Source organism: Ruegeria sp. CF1, from assembly GCF_056537445.1.
In genome coordinates, this window is record NZ_JBQFRN010000001.1 from 129,648 (window position 1) to 145,118 (window position 15,471).

Genomic DNA, 15,471 nt, shown 5'->3' on the forward strand with positions numbered 1-15,471 from the left:
AGGGTGCTATGCCTCGACTATGACCGTGATATTACAGCAAGCCATTCCCTATGATCCACTCGCCCAAAACCCGCTGCCTGGCATTAAGCCTGCGGACCCCAGGGCCTGGTTGCATCGCGACGATGCGTTTTCTGCCCAGATGCAACGACGCGCCGCGCTGTTGGCGCAGCAAAAACCGGACGTCTTGGCGCAAAGCCCCGAGGCGTTGGCACCTGCGCAGGAGTTGCTGGAACTGGTCATTCAGCAAGTTTATCCGAATGTCTCCGATAACGTTGTGCGGCCCGACGGTGTACGGGTTGAGGTTGACCGGGAACGCCCGTTGGAAACGCTATGCCATTTGGTGCAAGAGGATTTCTGCATTCTGCAGAAACACGATGACGAGCATGTTTTGACTGGCGCGATCCTGTGCTTTCCCGCAAGCTGGATGCTGTCAGAAAAGTTCATGCGCCCTTTGATTGGGATCCATGAACCGGTTGATGCCTACGACGCCAATATTGCCCGCAGAGTTCAACGTTTGTTTGACGGCATTCAGCCCAACCGGCCACTTTGGCGGTTCAATGCGCTTTGGTACAATGATGCCGAATTGTTCCAACCGCGTAGTCTCATGCAGCGACGCACGCCGCAGGACGAAAATTCGGCCCGATATCTGCGTAGTGAACGTCAGACTCTCTTGCGTTTACCTGAGACAAACGCAGTGGTGTTCGCGATCCACACTTATGTAATGGCCGCTGATCAGGTCCTTAAAATGGAAAACCCCGCCTGACGGCGGGGCCTCCAAGGAGGGTCTTGGGTAATTTGATTACATGCCAATCGCGCTGGCGACCTCGGCAAAAGCATTCGTAGCGTTCAGGCCAAAAATCGCTGTGGTAAAAGCCAGAACCTGAGTGTTGAGGCGGAAATCCTCACCCCGGATCAGATTGACTGCTGCCAGGGATATGGCAATCGGTGTCGATATGCTTGCCACAGCACCAGTCATGCCCCAGCTGGTCAGTCGCAGAATATCGCTTGGGCGTTCCGTTTCGTCCTCGGACTGGTGAATGTTGCCGGCGGGCAGGGGAGCATCAGCCTCGGTCCGGAAGGCGATACTGAGCAGTTGGTCGTCACTTAGCTTGATCGGACGCGGCTTGGCGTGTTTGGTCTGTGCATCTTCCGCATCAGGATCAGGCAGATCGAGCCCCGCAAATGGGCCGCTGACTGCTTCGAATATCTGCTTTCGGTTCCGGGCGTTGCGCGGCGCAATTGAATCAAAGGCACTCATGAATTGTTCGATGGTCAGAACGGTTTTGGGCGACAACCATTCGACACGACGGGTCGTGCAGATGTCGACCATTCGGTACAGGATCACCACAAGCATCAACTCGGATATTTCACTGTCATCGAGCAGTTTTGACACCGGACAAATCGAGATCGTCAGCCGGTTTCCCGGCAGGGTTACCGCAGCACGCGGCATAGTTTTGAGACCAGCGGTTCGATCCATCCGCTCATGGTGGTTGTGATCTACTTGGGTTGGTTCCGAGTCCAATGTCAGACGCACGAGATATTGGCTGCTGACGATACTGGCCTCTGATGCGCTAAGAAGCGTCTTGCGCTCGACCAGATGGCCATAGTCACCCAGCGTCGTCGAGACGACCTCGCACAGACGCTCAAGCGCGCCATCTGCCGACCCGTCAAACTGGAGGCCACCGTGGTAACTATGCTTTGCAGTCACAGCATGTTCCTTTGCTGTCATAATCTTCACAACAAATTAACAGGCGAAATGGCGCAAATTTTGACCAAAATGGAAAAAAGTCGAAATATTCCAAGATTGATTACGCTTTGGAAACCAAGAAAATCGGGGTTTCCTTAAATCTATGTGGCAACAATGTGGCCGAATTCAGGTGCTCTGACGTCAAGCCTATGACCGCCCTAGTTGTCGATTCGCGCCGCCATGATTGCAATGGATTGCTGGTAGACCGAGGCCGCATTCCATTGCTGTATGACCGCAAAATTCGGCTCTCCGGGTTGATAGCCGCGACCGGGCTTCCACCCTTTCTTACGTAGAAAATTCGCGGTCGAGGCGAGCGCGTCGGTCATGTTATAAAAATCGACCCGACCGTCACCGGTGGCGTCCACACCATAGGTCAGGGCGTTGCCGGGCAGGAACTGTGTATGCCCCAGCTCGCCATGTTTTGCCCCTTTTGTCGCCATCGTAAGGGTACCTTGGTCAACCAGTTTTAAGGCGCCGATAGCGTGCGGGATGAAGAATTCGGATCGGCGACAATCATAGGCTAATGTCGTGATTGCGGAAACAACCTGACTATCTCCCATGAAACCTCCAAAGCCGGTTTCCATGCCGTGAATGGCAATTAGCACACCCGCCGGTACGCCATATTGACGCTCGAGCGCGGCGTAAAACTGCGGATTGCGAGCTTTGCGCTTGCGCCCTTGCGCAACGATGGTGTTTGCCCCGCGCACCTGCATGAATTTGTCTAATGAGTATTTAAAGCTCTTCTGATTGCGATCCGCGGCAATCGTACGTGTTGCATATTGCGTTTGTGCGAGCGCTTGCAGACCCTTCTTTTTCACACCCGCCCGTTTGGCGGTTTTGGCAAAGTCGGCTTTCCAGGCCTCAAACCCGCTGCTGGTATTCCCACAAGGGGCGGACAGTGCCACTGAGGGCAGAAGGAACGCGAGTGCAGCGTAAAGGCGAAGACGAGGCATAGAGGAAATCCGAGTGCAAAAAAAAACCATGCTCAGCCTAAGCCGAGTTCGACCTACCGCAAAGTGGTTTAATAGAGATCAAGCTCGTCTGTGCCTTTCAGGGATTCGAACCATTCATCCGGGGTTTTGTCGATCTTGGCATGTTTGACCATCATCGCGTTCATATTTGGCAGACTGGATGAGTCCGGCCATTCATCGGGTTGCCACAGGTTTGATCGAATGATGCATTTGGGACAGTGCGCAAAGACGGTTTCGACATGGATCAACAGGGCCACCTTGGGCACGCGTCCACCAACGGCCATGTTTGAAAGAAGTTCGGGATCTGCGCTAATTCTCGCGGATCCCCGCAGGCGCAGAGTTTCCAATTTTCCGGGGACAAAGAATATCACGCTGACGCGCTGATCTTTCAGCACATTATGAAACGTATCCACGCGCTTGTTCCCAGGCCGGTCCGGGATCGCAATCATCGAGTTCGAGAGCACCTGCACAAACCCCGCAGGATCGCCACGAGGCGAAATATCGAGATGCCCATCGGGATTGGCCGAAGCGATCAGGCAGAACGAGGACATGCCAATGAAGTCTCGACACATCTCATCAAGTGCAGGCAATTCCTTTGCAATGATCTGCGGCAAGGGTTGCCCGCAAATGCGTTCCAGATCTTTTTCCGAGGTTACAAGTCCTGAATACTCAGAAAAGGGTTTGTCGCTTGCGGGCATGTGCTCTCTCTGCCTGATGTTGAGCTTAAATTTTGAAAGATCATCATCGATCCGTCAAATCTCGCGGAGATACAGAAAAAGGGGCGCCCGATGGGCGCCCCCTGAGAATTTTCGTCGAAAATTCTTAATCAGCAGCTGTAGTACATGCCGTACTCAACCGGGTGAGGTGTGTGCTCGTAGGTTTCTACCTCTTCCATCTTCAGCGCGATGTAGCCGTCGATCTGGTCTTTGGTGAACACATCGCCTTGCAGCAGGAAGTCGTGATCAGATGCCAGCGCTTCCAGAGCTTCGCGCAGCGAGCCGCATACGGTCGGGATGTCGGCCAGTTCTTCGGCAGGAAGATCGTACAGGTTCTTGTCCATGGCTTCGCCCGGATCGATCTTGTTCTTGATGCCGTCCAGACCGGCCATCAGCAGCGCGGCGAACGCCAGATAGGGGTTTGCGGCCGGATCGGGGAAGCGGGCCTCGACGCGCTTGGCTTTCGGGCTTTCGGTCCACGGAATACGCACGCAGCCTGAACGGTTGCGGGCCGAATAGGCGCGCAAGACGGGGGCTTCGAAACCTGGGATCAGACGCTTGTAGCTGTTGGTCGCCGGGTTGGTGAAGGCGTTCAGCGTTTTGGCGTGCTTCAGGATGCCGCCGATGAAGTACAGCGCCTCATCAGACAGGTCGGCGTATTTGTCGCCCGCGAACAGCGGCTTGCCGTCTTTCCAGATCGACATGTTCACGTGCATGCCGGTGCCGTTGTCACCTGCGATTGGCTTCGGCATAAAGGTCGCCGATTTGCCATAGGCATGTGCAACGTTGTGGATCACGTACTTGTATTTCTGAAGCTCGTCGGCCTGCTTGGTCAGGCTGTCGAAGATCAGGCCCAGTTCGTGCTGACACGATGCAACCTCATGGTGGTGCTTGTCGACCTTCATGCCCAGACGCTTCATGGTCGACAGCATTTCCGAGCGCAGGTCCTGCGCTTCGTCAACGGGGTTTACGGGGAAGTAACCACCTTTGACGCCCGGACGATGGCCCATGTTGCCCATCTCGTATTCGGTGTCGGTGTTCCACGATGCATCAGTCGCATCAACTTCGTAGGATACCTTGTTGATACTGTTCGAGAAACGAACATCATCAAAGAGGAAAAATTCGGCCTCAGGACCCATGTAGGCCACATCACCAATACCGGAAGCCTTCAGGTACGCTTCGGCTTTCTGAGCGGTGCCTCGCGGGTCACGTTCATAGGCTTCACCAGTGTCAGGCTCCACAACCGAGCAGTGCAGGCAGATGGTCTTTTCCGCATAGAACGGATCGACATAGGCGCTGTAGGTGTCGGGCATCAGTTTCATGTCGGAAGCTTCAATCGACTTCCAGCCCGCGATGGACGAACCGTCGAACATAAAGCCCTCTTCCAGGAAGTCCTCATCGACCTGATCGGACATGATGGTGACGTGCTGAAGTTTGCCGCGCGGGTCGGTAAAGCGGATGTCGACGTATTCGGCGTCTTCATCACGGATCAGCTGAAGAACTGCGTCCTTGCTCATACTATTTGTTCCTCTGATTTGAAGATTGCTGTGTTACAGGGCTTCCGAACCGGTTTCGCCGGTGCGGATACGAATGGCTTGTTCGATAGGTGAGACAAAGATTTTTCCGTCCCCGATCTTGTCGGTCTTTGCAGCGCTAACGATGGCTTCGATCGCTGCGTCAACCTGATCATCATCCAGGACGACCTCGACCTTTACCTTGGGTAGAAAGTCGACAACATATTCTGCGCCGCGATAAAGTTCGGTGTGACCTTTCTGGCGACCAAAGCCTTTCACCTCGACCACGCTGAGGCCCTGGACTCCCACGTCCTGCAGCGCCTCTTTCACTTCGTCCAGTTTGAACGGCTTGATGATCGCTTCGATCTTTTTCATTCCGGTTCACCTTGTATGGTTGTCTTGATGGCAATGATCACGTCTAAGATCGGGCGGCAATGGAACCGCGAATTTGGTCGCCTTGTGGTGCTGCGAAATCGTGCAACGGGTTAAATTTTGATCGATATGCACAAAATGTAATCGGAATTGAATCGCGTGAGGGCGCAATATGGCAGAGTTGCTGACAGCGGCACAGATGCGGACGATTGAAAAGTCCGCGATTGAGTCTGATGACGTGAGCGGGCTGGAGCTGATGGAGCGGGCGGGGCGCGGTGTTCTTCAAGCCGTATTCGAAGAATGGCCAGAGCTGCAGCGGGGGCCAGCCCCCGCACCCCCGAGGTATTTGGGGCCAGGTGAAAAGGATCCGCTGCGTGCGGTAATTCTTTGCGGGCCAGGAAATAACGGGGGGGATGGATTTGTTGTTGCACGCTTGCTGCGGGAGCGCGGCTGGGAGGTGGCGGCATTTCTTCTTGGTGATCCGGCGAAGCTGCCACCAGATGCGCGTGTGAATCATGACAGGTGGGGCGAATTGGGGGAGGTTCACCCATTTTCCGAAGTGTTTGCCGCGCATCAAGGGGCTGACCTTTATGTCGATGCGTTATTCGGGACGGGCTTACAGCGACCGCTTGAGGGTGATGTTCTAAAATGGGCAGAAATGACTGCCTCGGATCCAGCCATCGCCGAAAAGACAGTATCCGTTGATATGCCGTCTGGCCTGTGTTCCGATAGTGGGCGTGAGCTGGCCCCGGGGACCGCGACGGTTCAGGCCAGGCTCACGGTATCGTTTCATACTGCAAAGCTGGGGCATTATCTGGGGCTGGGGCCGGTCAGAAGTGGCCGATTGGTCGTCAAGGACATTGGTTTGGAGGAGGGAGTTCAGGGTGCGGTCAAACTGGTGACCGCCCCGGATGCTGATTTTTCGAAGGCAACTGCCTTACACAAATATGCGTATGGGCATGCCTTGATTATTAGCGGAGGCGCGGGGGCAACCGGCGCAGCAAGGCTGGCGGCACGTGGTGCATTACGCATCGGGGCCGGATTGGTGACGCTGGGTGTTCCACCCTCGGCTCAGATGGAGGTTGCCAGTCACATCACTGCGCTGATGCTGCAGCGGGTCCAGAGCGGCGATGATCTGTTGGAAGTCCTGATGGATGCGCGGTTGAATGCACTATGCCTCGGTCCTGGTTTGGGGCTGGCGCGTGCGCAGGAGCTGGTTCCTGTGGCGCTGGCCTCGGGGCGTCCCGCGTTGCTGGACGCGGATGCTTTGACGGCTTTTGCTGATGCGCCAGAGGTGCTGTTGGACATGCTCCATGACAGATGTGTTCTGACACCGCACGGGGGCGAGTTTGCGCGATTGTTCCCGGAGATCTCCGAAAAGCTCTCGATCAAGCCGGGCAGAGGGCCGGCTTATTCCAAAGTGGATGCCGTGCGTGAGGCGGCCAAGCAGGCTGGCTGTGTGGTACTATACAAGGGCCCTGACACGGTGATTGCTGCACCGGATGGGCAATGTGCGATCAATGCGGCGCTGTTTGACCGGGCGGCGCCCTGGCTGGCGACAGCAGGGTCGGGCGATGTGCTTGCCGGGTTCATAACGGGACTACTGGCGCGGAGCTTCAACCCGATGGCTGCAGCCAAGACCGCAGCTTGGTTACATGTGGAATGCGCCAGGCAATTTGGGCCGGGGTTGATTGCTGAAGATCTGCCGGAACAATTGCCAGCGGTATTCGCACGGCTTGAAATCAATGGGTCATAGGCAAATATTGGCCGATCGCGGGTCAAAGCGGCAATGTTTCGCCTTATGATTTACCTGTGCGCATAACGGGTGTTTGCAAGCTGCAACACGCAGCGCAAGAATTGTCTTGCAGGTTAGCTGGGTGCTGCTTTCGAACTAGGTCAAAATATTGATTATAAAACGCTTTCCCTGAAGGTCCCCGCTTCCGCCTGTGGCAGAAATGCAATGCCGGGCTAATAAGCTTTAGCAATCATTGGAACCGTTAATCCAGGTGCGCATATCGGCAATATCTAAAAAACTGACCCATCTATGGTGAATGACATGACAGTGAATTTTAAGCTGACTTCGATAGCCGCGGCGCTTGTCGCAACAACGGCAATCCCCGCCGCCGCCGAACTGAAATACGAAAACAACACGGGCGGTTATGTCCTGCTTTATGGTCAGTTGCACCCGGCCTTAATCTCGGTTGACGACGGTGAAGAGACCGAAACGCGCGTTCTGGACAATGACCTGTCAAACAGCCGCGTCGGTTTGGAACTGTTGCAGCCCTTCGGCAACAACGATTTCACCTTCCGTTTTGAAACCGGGCTTGGTCTGCCGAGCTCGAGCGAGTGGAACCAGCTGGGCACAGATTTCAGCGGCTGGACCCGTGAAGATATCCGTCACGTGGATTTCGCACTTGCCGGTGACTGGGGTAAATTCTCGGCCGGTCAGGGCAGCATGGTGGCCGATGGCGCTGCCGAAGTGGATCTGTCTTACGTTGGAACTGCGCTGTATTCCTTTACCAACGATGAAAATGGCGGGTTCTTCTATCGCGGTACTGACGGTTTGCTGAGCGACATCACCGTTGGCGATTCCAGCAGCAACTTTGACGGTGCGCGCCGTGGCCGCGTTCGGTATGACACGCCGGAGTTCAGCGGTTTTAAGGCCGGCATCGCCTATGGTCAGAACATTCTGTCCAGCAGCGATGACGATGACTATTACGATATCGGCCTTCGCTATAACAACACCTTCGGCGGCGGGGTTGAATTTGCAGCGGCGGTTGCATACTCGGTGCGTTCGGCTGACGATGGATCGGGGGACCGCAAGGATACGATCGGGTCGGCCTCGGTTATGCTGCAAAACGGCCTGAGTTTCACCGTAGCCGCCGGTACGCGGGACAATGACGCGGATGGTGCGTCTGACCCGAACTACTTCTACGGCAAGATTGCCTATGAGGATCAGTGGGTATCCTGGGGTAAAACCGGTATCGGGATCGACTATTACTCGGGTTCGGACTTCGTAAATGACGGCTCCAGCACTGATGCTTGGGGCATCGCTGTTGTTCAGCGTATCGACAGCATCAATACAGATGCATATCTGAAATACCGCAATCACGATTTCGAAGATGGCGCTTCGTTCGACAACAACGAGGCGTGGGTGCTGGGGGCCCGCTGGAGGTTCTGATTTCTCAGCTTTCGATGATCGAACGCTCCGGCCTGTGCCGGGGCGTTTTTTCGTCTGTAATAGGGGTAAAACCAGCCTGAAAGGGCCTTTGCCTCTTGCACGCAGGCGGCTGTGCAAATAGAAGGCGTCAAATTTGCCCGGCGCGCCCGTTTTGCGCGCCCCGAATCCTATGGGGACTACCAAAATGCAGGTTACCGAGACGCTGAACGAAGGTCTGAAGCGCGGCTACAACATCGTTGTGACCGCAGCCGAGCTGGACGACAAGGTCAACGAGAAACTGACCGAAGCGCAGCCCGAGGTTGAAATGAAGGGTTTCCGCAAAGGCAAGGTGCCGATGGCTCTGCTGAAAAAGCAGTTCGGCCAGCGCCTGCTTGGCGAAGCGATGCAAGAAACCATCGACGGTGCGATGAACAAGCACTTTGAGGACAGCGGCGAACGTCCTGCTTTGCAGCCCGAGGTCAAGATGACCAACGAGGACTGGAAAGAAGGCGACGACGTAGAAGTTGCGATGTCCTACGAAGCGCTGCCCGAGATTCCAGAAGTTGACCTGAAATCGGTTGAACTGGAGAAGCTGGTTGTCAAAGCGGACGACGCAGCCGTGGAAGAAGCGCTGAACAACCTGGCCGAGACCGCGCAGAACTTCAAAGCGCGTCGTAAGGGTTCGAAAGCCAAGGACGGTGACCAGATCGTGTTCGACTTTGTTGGTAAAGTTGACGGCGAAGAGTTCGAAGGCGGTTCGGCTGAAGATTACCCGCTGGTTCTGGGCTCGAACAGCTTCATCCCCGGCTTTGAAGAGCAGTTGGTCGGTGTGAAGGCCGAGGAAGAAAAAGACGTCAACGTCACCTTCCCCGAAGAATACGGTGCTGAGCATCTGGCCGGCAAAGACGCCGTTTTCACCTGCACCATCAAAGAGGTGAAAGAGCCGGTCGCGGCTGAGGTCGACGACGAGTTGGCCAAGAAATTTGGTGCCGAAGATCTGGCTGGGTTGAAGGCACAGATCGCCGAGCGTCTGGAAGCCGAATATGCTGGTGCGTCCCGTGCAGTAATGAAGCGCGCTTTGTTGGACGTGCTGGACGAGAAAGTCTCGTTCGACCTGCCGCCGTCACTGGTAGAAGCCGAAGCCAAGCAGATCGCGCATCAGCTGTGGCACGAGGAAAACCCTGACGTTGAAGGTCACGATCACGATCCGATCGAACCAACCGACGAGCATAACAAGCTTGCCGAACGCCGAGTGCGTCTGGGCCTGCTGCTTGCCGAACTGGGCCAGAAGGCCGAGGTTGAAGTGACCGACTCGGAAATGACACAAGCGATCATGAACCAGGCGCGTCAGTACCCGGGCCAGGAGCGCCAGTTCTTTGAATTTGTGCAGCAGAACGCCCAAATGCAGCAGCAGCTGCGTGCGCCTATCTTTGAAGACAAGGTTGTCGACTACGTCTTCGAACTGGCTCAGGTTGCGGACAAAGAAGTCAGCAAGGACGATCTGCAAAAAGCCGTTGAGGCACTGGAAGAGGAATAATCCTCTTCCTTCCCCCATTAGGGGTCAAAAAAAAGCGGAGCCGTCTCGAATTAGACGGCTCCGCATGGGTGGCTTTGTACTATGAGGTGAGGGGGTCAGGCCTCATGAGCAAAAGCACGGGGGGTCTGTAACAGAGCGGTCTTCTGCTCTGGGGTGAATGTGTCGGACAGCGCTTCGATCAGTTTCAGCACTGCCTGCCTTTCTTCTTCCGTCTTGGCCGCACTCATCTGTTCGACAAAGTACTTCTCAAGATCGGTGAGCGGCTTGTGGTCACGATTTGCCGGGCTGAGTTTGGCGGCCTTTTTGGCCTCGAAGAACTCCAACGCCTTTTCTTCTTCGATAAAGACATCGTGGTGAATGTCTGCGAATTCGCGAAGACCCGAAATCCTTTCTTCTGTGCAATCCAGCAACGCCGCCATTGCCGGTACCTTGCCCATCGGAACGGTTTCGCCCACATAGTCGTAAGGCGCACAGTTCGAGCGTTTGAGAACGCGGTTCATAACCGGGTCAATCACGGTGATGATGTCCTGGATACCCGCACTACGGCAGTATTCCAGAGATCCGATCATCAGCTCACAGGTCGCGTAAGAAACCGAGTTCTTCTCTTTTCCTCGGGTCAGTCGCTGCGTGTCGACGCAGAAGCGGGTGGATTCCCACATGGTCGCGCTGCGCATTGGCGCTTCGCCGCATAAGATATCCGAGAACACATCTGAAAGCATGTGCGGGCCGGTTGTCTGGAGTGCACGTACTGCGGCTACGACGTTCCCCTCATCGTCGAGACCAATTACGTATGCAGGATCCAGGTGATCGAACTGATCGATTTCTTTGCCGTCTTCGATGTGGACATCCCATCCAAGTCGTCCACCAAAAACCCGAGCGCGCAGTTCGAACATATCGTCAAGAACTTCGGTGAACAGATGTCTGTTCAGCCCATCAACTACCAAAATCATGTTAACCCCCTTCGAGTGATCTGTCTGTGGATAAGACGTTACCCGGTTTCCACAGCGAATCTATTGGGGGTTTCCCGTAATATTGGCTTTTTTTAGCCCAATTTCGGCAAAATTTGGCTTTATCCTGGGTAGATTAAGCCGATTCCGATGGCCCGACCGACAGCCTGCGGAGTCGTCAGTGCATTAAGCTTTTCGCGAGAAGAGCGCAAGTGCACCTCAACCGTGCGGTGCGAAATCGACAGGATATCGCCGATATCTTGTTGCGATTTACCCGCTGCGGCCCATTGCAAAATCTCCAATTCTCGGCTGGAGAGGGTCGGGTGGTACAGCATCCGGCTGATCGTATCCGATGTCATGACATTGTCATGGATGTGTACGGCCAATGATTGCAGGTCACTTATCACGTTGGGCACCAGTTTCTTCCACTCATCCCGGCTGCACTCGCGCACTGCGCTAAGCAAGCCGATATCTCCGTACGGCCCGCGAACCGGAATCGTAATGCCTTGATCTGGAATGCCAAAATCATGTGCATCGCGAAAAACGCGCTGGAAATCTTTACCGCGTTCCAGACGGCTCCAGTCGACCGGAGCGATACTGCGCTGGCTCATGTGCAGCGTCGGATCGATCAGGTGCAGGCCTTGCTCTTGATAGTGGGTTTTCCAGTCGTCCCCATAAGTCACATGGCCGTGAATCGTACCTGCAGCAGGATTCATACCCGCATAGGCTGCGTGGTCCATTTCATATTTGTCACAGACCTGACGCAGGAACTCGTCATACCGAGTATCCTGTTCGGGAAGAGTGCTGAGATCAACAATATCCATACGGTAACGACCAGTTAGACCCGAGTGAGCGGGCGGATCCCCTTGGCCAGGAAAATGATACTGTCTTCCCTGACGTCAAGCAGGACACCACATTTCGCTTGTCAAGACAAGAAGATGTGGGAAATGTCTGCCTTTTATAGGTAAATGTGCCTTTCGGGCACACAATTACGCACCTTTAAAAGATTTAACGTCAGAGTTGTGCAGTAGGTCATGGGATTCGCCGTGGCATTTCGAAGGTTATGTATGTGCATTACAATCGAAATGCGAATAAAACATGCCTATTCTGTGGCAGAAACCAGACCCGTCTCGACGAGCATGCCCCTGGCCTTTGCTTCGGGCCAATATCCTTTGGCATAAAGAAAGATGGCACGTTGTTGATCTCCATCAGACAAAAGCCAGGCGCCTCGCAGGTATTTTCCGGCAAACTCCAGATTGGTATCGGCGTCCAGCAGGCCTTTGGCATTTCCAGTGTAACCCATTGATCGCGCAGTGGCCGGGAGGATTTGCAGAAGCCCATAATAGGGCCGGTTCACCGCCCACGGTCGATGTGTGCTTTCACGGATGGCCAGCTTGTGCACCAGCTCCCGCGGGAGCTCGTAGTGGTCAGCCCATTTATTGATCGAGGCGCGAAGCTCGGGTGTTTCATTGGGGTAGAGGGGGGGATCGAAGGTATCGCCGGAACCCGAGCTGCCAGGACTGCCACAAGCTGCAAGCGGCGCCATAAGCAACAAGGTTAAGACGCGGCGACGAAGGAGGGGGGTCATCAAAATACTCCTGATTGCGAATGGCGATGATATGAAACCTTCGCCGGTCTGCAAGGCCAGGCGAACAATCGGGCTGAATTTTGCTTGCGATGTAACAAAAAGAAAAAGGGCCGCGTAAAAGCGCGGCCCTTTGAAATTGGATATGCAGCCAGATCAGGCTTTTGCTTCGTCTTCTTCGACCGGAGCTTCTTCGGCAACCAGATCTTCGTCTTCCGAAGCGGCAGAGCCTATGTCGTCGAAAAGTTCGGCGATTTCGAATTCGGCAGCGGCTTCTTCTTCAGCAGCCAGTTCCTGGATCGATTTGCCCGATGCCTGCAGTTCGGCTTCTTCTTCCGAACGTGCGACGTTCATCTTGATCTCGACTTCTACCTCGGGGTGCAGGTTGACTGCGACCGAGTGCAGACCCAGTTCCTTAATCGGAGCGATCAGGGCAATCTGTTTCTTGTCGACGGTGAAGCCAGCTTCGGTTGCGGCGTCTGCGGCATCACGCGGGGTGACCGAACCGTACAGTGCGCCGGCATCCGATGCCGAACGAATCACGATGAACTGCTGACCGTCCAGCTTTTCAGCCAGCGCTTCAGCTTCTTTCTTGGTTTCCAGGTTGCGTGCCTCAAGCTGGGCTTTCTGGGCTTCGAACGACGCGATGTTGGCGTTCGATGCGCTCAGCGCTTTGCCTTGGGGCAGCAGGAAGTTGCGGGCGTAGCCGGGCTTGACGTCAACGACGTCGCCCATCTGACCCAGTTTCGCAACGCGTTCCAGAAGGATAACTTGCATGTCAGTCTCTCCTTACTTCACGGCGTAGGGCAGCAGGGCGAGGAAGCGGGCGCGCTTGATAGCACGGGCCAGTTCACGCTGCTTTTTCGCCGAAACGGCGGTGATGCGCGAAGGTACGATCTTGCCACGCTCAGAGATGTAGCGCTGCAGCAGACGGGTGTCTTTATAGTCGATTTTCGGCGCGTTCTCACCCGAGAACGGGCAGACCTTGCGGCGGCGGAAAAATGGTTTTGCGGCCATGGTTTATGTCCTTTCGTCAGGCGTTGATCAGCGGCGCTCGCGGCGGCCTTCGCGCTCATCGCGCTTCTGCATCTGGACCGAAGGGCCCTCGGCATGCTCGTCGACCTTGATGGTCAGAACTCGCATCACGTCATCATGCAGGCGCATCAGGCGTTCCATTTCCTGAACCGCACCCGAAGGGGCATCGGTTTTCAGGAAGGCATAGTGGCCTTTGCGGTTCTTGTTGATCTTGTAAGCCATCGTCTTGACGCCCCAGTACTCGCTTTCGACGACGTTGCCGCCGTTGTCAGCCAGAACGGTGCCGAAATGTTCGACAAGGCTTTCTGCCTGCGCGTTGGACAAATCCTGACGCGCGATCATTACATGCTCATACAGTGGCATGTGCACTCCTGTTTATATCAAGGCGCATTTCAAAGGCGGGGCCATATGGTCCTTCGCGACCCTGCCACGAGAGGCTGCGCGATTCATAACTCCTGCGAAGGATGGCCCCGTATACACGTTTGAGCGGGCGGGGCAAGCCCTGCCACATATGCCTTTGTGAAGTCGCCCTATTTCCACTGGTGCGCCCAATTCCTGACGCTTTTCGCCCCGAGGTTGTTCATGAAGCCGGGAGAACCCGGTAGATTGGAAAACATAGACAGGGCAAGACAATGGCCGTCATGAACACAAACACTTTTGAACAATCGGCACCTGCCGCGGTATTTGATAAATCCGTCCCCGTGCTGATTACGTTTGCGCCGAATTGGCGGGCTCGGATGTTTCTTCTGCGTGCCGTTGGTGTCTTTCTGATTGTGTCGGCCTTTTCGATGTGGTTGATGCCGGGTTCGGTTATGGGGGCCGAGGTTTGGCCTATCAAGTTAGTCGCTTCGCTGATGTTCTTGATTGTTGGCGTCAGCCTGCTGACCATCGAGGTGATGGATGCGCGCCCAGACGCCTACTTTGACCCAATCCGCCGCGAGGTTCGCATTCTTCAGAAAAACGAAAACGGTCGGCCGCAAACGGTATTGCGCCGCAGCTACGACTCGCTGGGTGGCGCGCGTTTCGCTGACGACCAGGTCGAACTGTACGATGTAGACGGAAGCCTGCTGATGAAGCTGCCACTGGAATCGGCGGATGTTGGCTCAGCGCTCAAAGGTCAACTCAGCCAAAACGTAACAATTTTCGCCTGACTTTTATTCTGTTCAAAAAGGAACAGAAGTTGTGAATCAAAAAAACTTGTGTGCTGCCCTTGGGCAGCACATTTTTGTTATCGAGCAACCCATTCGGTTTGCATTCACAAATTTGCGGAGATTGTCATGAAATCCACCCTTCTTGCTGCTGCTTTGGCCGTATCAGCGACCTCGGCGTTTGCCAGCGCCGAGAAATACGTTCTGGACCCCAGCCACAGCCAGGTCATCTTCAGCTATAACCACCTTGGCTTTTCGACCACCACGGGCATGTTTTCGGGCTTTGAGGGCGAAATCATGTTTGATCAGGAAGACCCGGCAGCATCGAGCGTGACTGTTTCGATGCCGGTCGTTGAGATGATCACCGGTTGGAAACCGCGCGAAGATCACTTCATGACCGAAGATTTCTTTGGCGCAGCCGAAGGTGATCTGGTGACCTTCACTTCAACTGGTATTGAGGTCACTGGCGAAAACACAGCCAACATCACCGGTGATCTGACCATGAATGGTGTCACCAAATCCGTGGTTCTGGATGCCAAGCTTAACCAGGTGGGTGAGCACCCGATGGCGGGCAAGCCATGGGCCGGATTTGACGCCACCACAACGCTGGTGCGCAGCGATTTTGATTTGGGCCAATTCGCTCCATTCGTGGGTGACGAGGTCGAGGTCAATATTTCGATCGAGGCGCAGAAGGCCGACTAATCCCTTCATGATCCCAAAAAAAGAAACCGTCGGGGTT

General features: G+C 55.0%; 17 protein-coding genes. 6 read left to right on the forward strand and 11 right to left on the reverse strand.

Annotation, left to right across the window (positions count from 1 at the left end):
* The first annotated feature begins 19 nt into the window (after positions 1-19).
* Positions 20-763, forward strand: a complete 744-nt coding sequence (locus tag ACRZ96_RS00645) for a heme-dependent oxidative N-demethylase family protein (RefSeq protein WP_480705165.1) — start codon at positions 20-22, stop codon at positions 761-763.
* 36 nt (positions 764-799) lie between these two features.
* Here the strand turns inward: ACRZ96_RS00645 and ACRZ96_RS00650 are convergent, their stop codons facing one another.
* The 5 genes from ACRZ96_RS00650 to ACRZ96_RS00670 form a co-directional block, all read right to left on the reverse strand.
* Positions 800-1,729 carry a hypothetical protein gene (locus ACRZ96_RS00650; protein ID WP_480705163.1) on the reverse strand — a complete coding sequence of 310 codons (930 nt, stop codon included), beginning with the start codon at positions 1,727-1,729 and terminating at the stop codon, positions 800-802.
* A gap of 176 nt (positions 1,730-1,905) precedes the next feature.
* Positions 1,906-2,700: a lytic murein transglycosylase gene (locus ACRZ96_RS00655; protein WP_170396432.1), complete on the reverse strand. Its 795-nt coding sequence runs from the start codon at positions 2,698-2,700 to the stop codon at positions 1,906-1,908.
* A 68-nt stretch (positions 2,701-2,768) separates the two neighbouring features.
* On the reverse strand, positions 2,769-3,416 hold the full coding sequence (locus tag ACRZ96_RS00660) for an MSMEG_1061 family FMN-dependent PPOX-type flavoprotein (protein ID WP_480814137.1): 648 nt from the start codon (positions 3,414-3,416) through the stop codon (positions 2,769-2,771).
* A gap of 128 nt (positions 3,417-3,544) precedes the next feature.
* The gene (glnA, locus tag ACRZ96_RS00665) at positions 3,545-4,951 is read right to left on the reverse strand and encodes a type I glutamate--ammonia ligase (protein ID WP_480814138.1); all 1,407 of its coding nucleotides are present in this window, start codon (positions 4,949-4,951) and stop codon (positions 3,545-3,547) included.
* 33 nt (positions 4,952-4,984) lie between these two features.
* Entirely contained in the window at positions 4,985-5,323 is a 339-nt protein-coding gene (locus ACRZ96_RS00670) for a P-II family nitrogen regulator (protein WP_170396438.1), read from the reverse strand.
* Between the two features lie 169 nt (positions 5,324-5,492).
* Between ACRZ96_RS00670 and ACRZ96_RS00675 the strand changes: the two genes are divergently transcribed.
* The 3 genes from ACRZ96_RS00675 (at position 5,493) to tig (ending at position 10,017) form a co-directional block, all read left to right on the forward strand.
* On the forward strand, positions 5,493-7,076 hold the full coding sequence (locus tag ACRZ96_RS00675) for an NAD(P)H-hydrate dehydratase (RefSeq protein WP_480814139.1): 1,584 nt from the start codon (positions 5,493-5,495) through the stop codon (positions 7,074-7,076).
* Between the two features lie 300 nt (positions 7,077-7,376).
* Complete coding sequence (locus tag ACRZ96_RS00680) at positions 7,377-8,501, forward strand: porin (RefSeq protein WP_170422244.1); 1,125 nt, start codon at positions 7,377-7,379, stop codon at positions 8,499-8,501.
* Between the two features lie 184 nt (positions 8,502-8,685).
* Entirely contained in the window at positions 8,686-10,017 is a 1,332-nt protein-coding gene (tig, locus tag ACRZ96_RS00685) for a trigger factor (RefSeq protein ID WP_170396960.1), read from the forward strand.
* Between the two features lie 95 nt (positions 10,018-10,112).
* Here the strand turns inward: tig and ACRZ96_RS00690 are convergent, their stop codons facing one another.
* The 6 genes from ACRZ96_RS00690 to rpsF form a co-directional block, all read right to left on the reverse strand.
* Entirely contained in the window at positions 10,113-10,967 is an 855-nt protein-coding gene (locus ACRZ96_RS00690) for an acyl-homoserine-lactone synthase (RefSeq protein WP_170396444.1), read from the reverse strand.
* Positions 10,968-11,086: 119 nt separating this feature from the next.
* The gene (locus tag ACRZ96_RS00695; RefSeq protein WP_170396446.1) at positions 11,087-11,788 is read right to left on the reverse strand and encodes an autoinducer binding domain-containing protein; all 702 of its coding nucleotides are present in this window, start codon (positions 11,786-11,788) and stop codon (positions 11,087-11,089) included.
* A gap of 278 nt (positions 11,789-12,066) precedes the next feature.
* Positions 12,067-12,552 (reverse strand): lytic transglycosylase domain-containing protein, encoded by a 486-nt coding sequence (locus ACRZ96_RS00700; protein WP_170396448.1) that lies wholly within the window; start codon positions 12,550-12,552, stop codon positions 12,067-12,069.
* Positions 12,553-12,705: 153 nt separating this feature from the next.
* Positions 12,706-13,326, reverse strand: coding sequence for a 50S ribosomal protein L9 (rplI, locus tag ACRZ96_RS00705; RefSeq protein ID WP_170396450.1), 621 nt, complete (start codon positions 13,324-13,326; stop codon positions 12,706-12,708).
* Positions 13,327-13,338: 12 nt separating this feature from the next.
* On the reverse strand, positions 13,339-13,566 hold the full coding sequence (gene rpsR / locus ACRZ96_RS00710; protein ID WP_005608650.1) for a 30S ribosomal protein S18: 228 nt from the start codon (positions 13,564-13,566) through the stop codon (positions 13,339-13,341).
* A 27-nt stretch (positions 13,567-13,593) separates the two neighbouring features.
* Entirely contained in the window at positions 13,594-13,947 is a 354-nt protein-coding gene (rpsF, locus tag ACRZ96_RS00715) for a 30S ribosomal protein S6 (protein WP_068332653.1), read from the reverse strand.
* A gap of 278 nt (positions 13,948-14,225) precedes the next feature.
* Here rpsF and ACRZ96_RS00720 point away from each other — a divergent pair, with 278 nt between their 5' ends.
* The gene (locus tag ACRZ96_RS00720) at positions 14,226-14,735 is read left to right on the forward strand and encodes a hypothetical protein (protein ID WP_255612061.1); all 510 of its coding nucleotides are present in this window, start codon (positions 14,226-14,228) and stop codon (positions 14,733-14,735) included.
* Positions 14,736-14,861: 126 nt separating this feature from the next.
* Positions 14,862-15,434: a YceI family protein gene (locus ACRZ96_RS00725; RefSeq protein ID WP_170646377.1), complete on the forward strand. Its 573-nt coding sequence runs from the start codon at positions 14,862-14,864 to the stop codon at positions 15,432-15,434.
* Positions 15,435-15,471: the final 37 nt, after the last annotated feature.